Origin of the sequence: Brevibacterium sp., from assembly GCF_022712115.1 — a bacterium.
Classification (GTDB): domain Bacteria; phylum Actinomycetota; class Actinomycetes; order Actinomycetales; family Brevibacteriaceae; genus Brevibacterium; species Brevibacterium salitolerans.
Genome location: NZ_JALAHB010000148.1, coordinates 1 through 4,453 on the forward strand (window position 1 = coordinate 1; position 4,453 = coordinate 4,453).

General features: G+C 73.5%; 4 protein-coding genes and 1 pseudogene. 3 read left to right on the forward strand and 2 right to left on the reverse strand.

The annotated features are described in order from the left end of the window. Both Q0A33_RS08535 and Q0A33_RS16570 read left to right on the forward strand, forming a co-directional pair. Positions 1–636 (forward strand): MFS transporter (locus Q0A33_RS08535; protein WP_291795113.1); only part of this gene is annotated, 636 nt, incomplete at its 5' end. A 501-nt stretch (positions 637–1,137) separates the two neighbouring features. Next, positions 1,138–1,338 (forward strand): annotated as a pseudogene (locus Q0A33_RS16570) (DUF418 domain-containing protein); the annotation flags it as partial. A gap of 191 nt (positions 1,339–1,529) precedes the next feature. Here Q0A33_RS16570 and Q0A33_RS08540 read toward each other — a convergent pair. Further along, positions 1,530–2,216, reverse strand: a complete 687-nt coding sequence (locus Q0A33_RS08540; protein WP_291795114.1) for a phosphonatase-like hydrolase — start codon at positions 2,214–2,216, stop codon at positions 1,530–1,532. Then, positions 2,213–3,037 (reverse strand): GntR family transcriptional regulator, encoded by an 825-nt coding sequence (locus tag Q0A33_RS08545; RefSeq protein WP_291795115.1) that lies wholly within the window; start codon positions 3,035–3,037, stop codon positions 2,213–2,215. Before Q0A33_RS08545 ends, Q0A33_RS08540 begins: the two co-directional genes overlap by 4 nt. Before the next feature lie 226 nt (positions 3,038–3,263). Here Q0A33_RS08545 and Q0A33_RS08550 point away from each other — a divergent pair, with 226 nt between their 5' ends. Then, positions 3,264–4,433, forward strand: a complete 1,170-nt coding sequence (locus tag Q0A33_RS08550) for a TIGR03364 family FAD-dependent oxidoreductase (RefSeq protein ID WP_291795116.1) — start codon at positions 3,264–3,266, stop codon at positions 4,431–4,433. Positions 4,434–4,453: the final 20 nt, after the last annotated feature.

A 4,453-nucleotide genomic window follows, 5' to 3' on the forward strand; every position in this document is an offset into this window, starting at 1 on the left:
CAGCATCGGGGACAGGCGCCGCAGCAGACGCGTCTGCTGCGGCGCCTGTCCCCGATGCTGCTCGCCGTGGCCCTCACGATGGCCGCCGAGGGGGTCATCAGCCTCCTGCTCCTCCTGCACCTGCAGCAGGAGTTCGGCCTCGGGCCGCTGCAGATCGGCTTGGTGTTCCTGCCCGGCGGAATCGCGATGGGCATACTGCCTCCCCACCTGCACGGCCTCGTGCGCCGCTGCGGCCGCACCCGGATGCTGGCCCTGGCCTCGGTCGCCAGCGCCGGATTCGCCGCGAGCCTGGCCTTCGCCCCCAACCCTGTGGTCATAGGGGTGTGCTGGGTGCTGGCCGGCGCTGCCTGGGCGGTCGTCTTCCCCGTGCAGCAGGCGGTGATCGCAGAGGCCTCCGGGCAGCTGCGCCTGGGACGCGGCCTGGGGTGGTACGAATCCGCCGCTCTGGCCGGCGGTCTCGTGGGCACCGTCGCGGCCGGGTACCTGTACGAGTTCGGCTCCTGGCAGATCGCATGCCTGGCCGCGGCCGCGGTGATCCTCACCGGAGCGGTCGTCGTGCCCGCCGCAGTGAGGGCGCTCGGCGTCGCCCAGTACCCCCGCACCTCTGAACCGGAGGAAGGAGCATCGAACCCATGACCTCGCCCTCGACGCCGGACGCCGCTCCGCGGCGGCTCCTCGCACCCGACACCGCCCGCGGGCTGATGCTGCTGCTCATCGCCATGGCCTACGCCGGGGTCCACGCCGGTGCCGGGTTCGGAGTGGACGCCTCGCACGAGCCCGCACCGGACCGGGCAGCGACCTTCGCCGCCACCCTGCTCCTCGACAACCGGGCGTTCCCGCTGTTCGCGATCCTCTTCGGCTACGGGGTCGCGTGGAGCCTCGCCAGGCGCTCCTCCGGTCCCGCCGCACCGGACGGGGCACGGAGGACTCTGCGCAGACGGGCGCTCCTGCTGCTCCTGCTCGGTGCCCTCCACGCCTTCCTCGTGTTCCCCGGGGAGATCCTCACCGCCTACGGGTTCGCACTGCTCGTGACCGGATGGCTGCTGTTCCGCTCCGACCGCGCGCTCGACGTCGCTCTACATCGCGATCGCCCACCCGCTGCTGTCCCTCGTGATCCTGGGGTACCGCGCCGGCCGCATGCGCCTCTTCGAGAACACCGCTGCACATCGCACCCGCCTGCGCCTGCTCGCGTGGGGCGGGATCGGGGTCTCCCTGGCCGGAGCCCTTCCCATCGGGCTGGTGCCCATCGGCGCGCTCCAGCCGGAGCGGACCGTCACAGGACTGCTCATGGGCCTCCAGGTGCTGACGGGGATCGCCGGCGGAGCCGGGTACGCGGCGTGCTTCGCCCTCGGGGCGCTGGCCGTCGCGGCGGTCGTGTGGTCGGTGGGCGTCGCCCTCGCCGTCCGGCTGGAGCGCACGGGCCGCACAGGACCGCTCGAGGCCCTCATGCGGCGCGGCGTCCACGGGCGTTCCCGCAGCGGCCCCGACGCCCAGCGAGCACGAGCCTCCGCCCGAGGCTGCCGCACCCCTCAGCCGAGGCCGAGGTGGGCGGGCACCTCGGCGACGGAGCCGAGCACGGCGGTGGTGCCGCTGCCGGCGAAGTCCTCGGCCGTGAGCGCACCGGTGAGCACGCCCACCACCTGCGCCGCACCCGAGGCCGCGCCCGCCTGGGCGTCCACGACGGTGTCGCCGGCGACGAGCACCTGCGCCACGGACCGCACGCCCGTGCGCTCCATCGCACGGTGGATCATGTAGGGGTACGGGCGCCCCGCGGCCACCTCGTCGGAGGTGACGACGGCGTCGAGGAGCTCGCCCTCCCCCACCTTCCAGCCCAGTGAATCGAGCAGCGGACCCGCGACGTCCGCGGAGAAGCCGGTGGTCAGCGCCACCTTCACGCCCGCCTCCCCCAGCGTCCGCAGCGCATCCTCCGCGCCGGGCAGCCCCACCGGCGGGTGTACGGCGTAGTACTCGGCCAGCAGCGCGCGGAACCGGTCGAAGCAGGCCGCGACGGTGGCCTCGTCCCCGGCGTGCCCGCCCAGGCGGAGCAGCTGCGTGATCGCCTCGACCTTGTCCGTGCCCATCCAGGTCTGCAGATCCGCGGCGTCCACCGGCGTACCGGTCTCCGTCACACAGTTCTCCAGCGCGCGGTAGACGTCTCCGTGCTCGTCGATGGTGGTGCCGGCCATGTCGAAGGCCGCGAGGCGGATGTCTGTCATGAGGATGCTCCTTCTGTGTCTGTACGGGTCGGGTGCGTTCGTGCGGGCAGTGCGCGCAGGACGGTGGGACGGGACTCCATCGTGTTCTCCACGGTGAAGGTCACCTGACCGGGGAGGTAGCGCTCGTCGGAGAACTCCAGCGCACGGCCGCCCGAGGAGTACGCGGTGCGCTGCTCACGCAGCAGCGGGGCACCGGGAGCGGTGCCCAGCAGGTGTGCGTCCTCCTGCGTCGCGGCGACGGCGTCGAAGGTGTGGCGGGCGGAGTGGAGGTCCGCGCCGCAGGCGGTGAGGTGGGCGTAGATCGAACCGGAATCCGGATCGAAGTCGAACAGGTGCCGCCCCACGTCCATGACGAAGGCCGTGCGCTCGATCATCACGGGCACCCCGTCGAGCAGTCTGGTCCGCAGGAGCTCCACGACCGGCTCCCCCGCCTCGATCCCCAGCGCGGTGGCCAGAGCCGCCGAGGCCGGCCTCCGCGCCACTTCCGCGGTGCGCTGACCGGGCACCCGGCCCGAGGCGTGCGCCCAGGCGCTGAAGGACTGGAAGCTCTCCAGCGGCTGGCTGGGCACTCCGCCCACCACCCGCGGCGGGCGGCCGCGGCCCCCGGCGAGGAGGCCTTCCGCGCGCAGCGCGGCGATCGCCTGCCGGACGGTGCCGCGGGACACCGCGTGCCTGCGGCAGAGCTCCGCCTCACTGGGCAGGGAGGACCCCACCGGCAGCTCACCCGAGGCGATGGCCGCCCGGATGTCCGCACTGATCCTGCCGTGCAGCGGCGCCGGCCTCTCCGCATCCGCCTCAGCTCGCGCGCTCCCCACGATCACCGCTCCCGTTCTCCTCGCCGCATGTCCCCATACGGTCCCACTTGTCTGGACATGTTCCACTCTAGCGAGGAATCGGACGGGATCCCGGGGCTCCGGAGAACAGCGGGTGAACACCTCGTGACAGAGAGGAGACCGCGAAAACCTGCAGGTGAACAGTGAGCCAACCTCCGCTCCGAGGGCGCATCTCTGCTTGTACAGACAAGTCGGGGCCGCTCATTCTGGAGTCATGCACAGCACACAGACACCGTCCGCCTCGAGCGGGAGCATCGCCGTCGTGGGAGCCGGCATCGTCGGACTCGCCCACGCCTACCTCGCGGTGCGCCGCGGGCTCCGCGTCACGCTCGTCGACGAGGACAGCGGGCCCCGCGGCGCCTCCGTCCGCAACTTCGGCCACTGCTGCATCACCGGGCAGACCGGCGCCTTCGCCTCCCTCGCGGAGGCCGGGCGCGAGCACTGGCTCGCGGCGGCCTCGGCCGCGGGATTCTGGGCGCGGGAGTCCGGAGCCTATGTGGCGGCGGCCTCCGCGCAGGTGCGGCGCTGGCGCGCGGAGGCCGCCGAGGCCAAGGGCACGGACCGCATCCGGCTCGTCGACGGCGAGGAGATCACCCGCGCGCTGGGCAGCCGGGCCACCAGCGCGGTGGGCGGCGCGCACCTGCCGCTCGACCTGCGTGTGGACCCGCGCACCGCCGCCCCGCGGCTGGCCGCCTGGCTGCACGCGCACCCCGCGGTGACGATGCGGATGGACACCCGTGCGCTGAGCGTCACGGACGGCGGAATGCACACCACGCGCGGCTTCCTCGCCGCCGACCACACCTTCGTCTGCACCGGCCACCACCTCCGCGGACTGCTCCCGGACCTCGCCGCGGACGCCGGCATCCGCGAGTGCGCGCTGCAGATGGCTCTGGTGGACGCACCCGCGCACTTCACGACGGACGCCGCGATCCTCACCGGCACCTCGCTCCTGCGCTACGACGCCTTCGCCACGATGCCTGCGGCGCAGGACCTGCGCGAGCACATGGAGGAGACCGCACCCGCGCTCATGGCCGCCGGAGCCAACGTGATGGTCACGCGCCGCCCGGACGGCAGCCTGCTCGTGGGCGACAGCCACGCGTACGCACCCTCGACCGCCCCGTTCCTCGACGAGGACACGACGGACCTCCTGCTCGAGTCCGCACGGTCCGTGCTGGGGGCCCAGCCCCTGCGCGTGCGCCAGCGGTGGCAGGGCGTCTACGCCTCCTCGGAGACCCGCCCGCTCGTCCTCGCTCCCGTCGGTGCCCACGCCACGGCCGTCACCGTGGCGACCGGAGTGGGCATGACGCTGGCCTTCGGCCTGGCCGCCCACACGCTCGAGGCCCTGCACACGGGCTCGCCCGCCGCTGCCGCACCGGCCGGATGAACGCCCGCAGAGCCTCCCTC

Bases quoted from the DNA above. Each gene is read 5' to 3' on its own strand.
- Q0A33_RS08550 (WP_291795116.1), top strand. From the start codon at position 3,264: ATGCACAGCACACAGACACCGTCCGCCTCGAGCGGGAGCATCGCCGTC.
- Q0A33_RS08540 (WP_291795114.1), bottom strand. From the start codon at position 2,216: ATGACAGACATCCGCCTCGCGGCCTTCGACATGGCCGGCACCACCATC.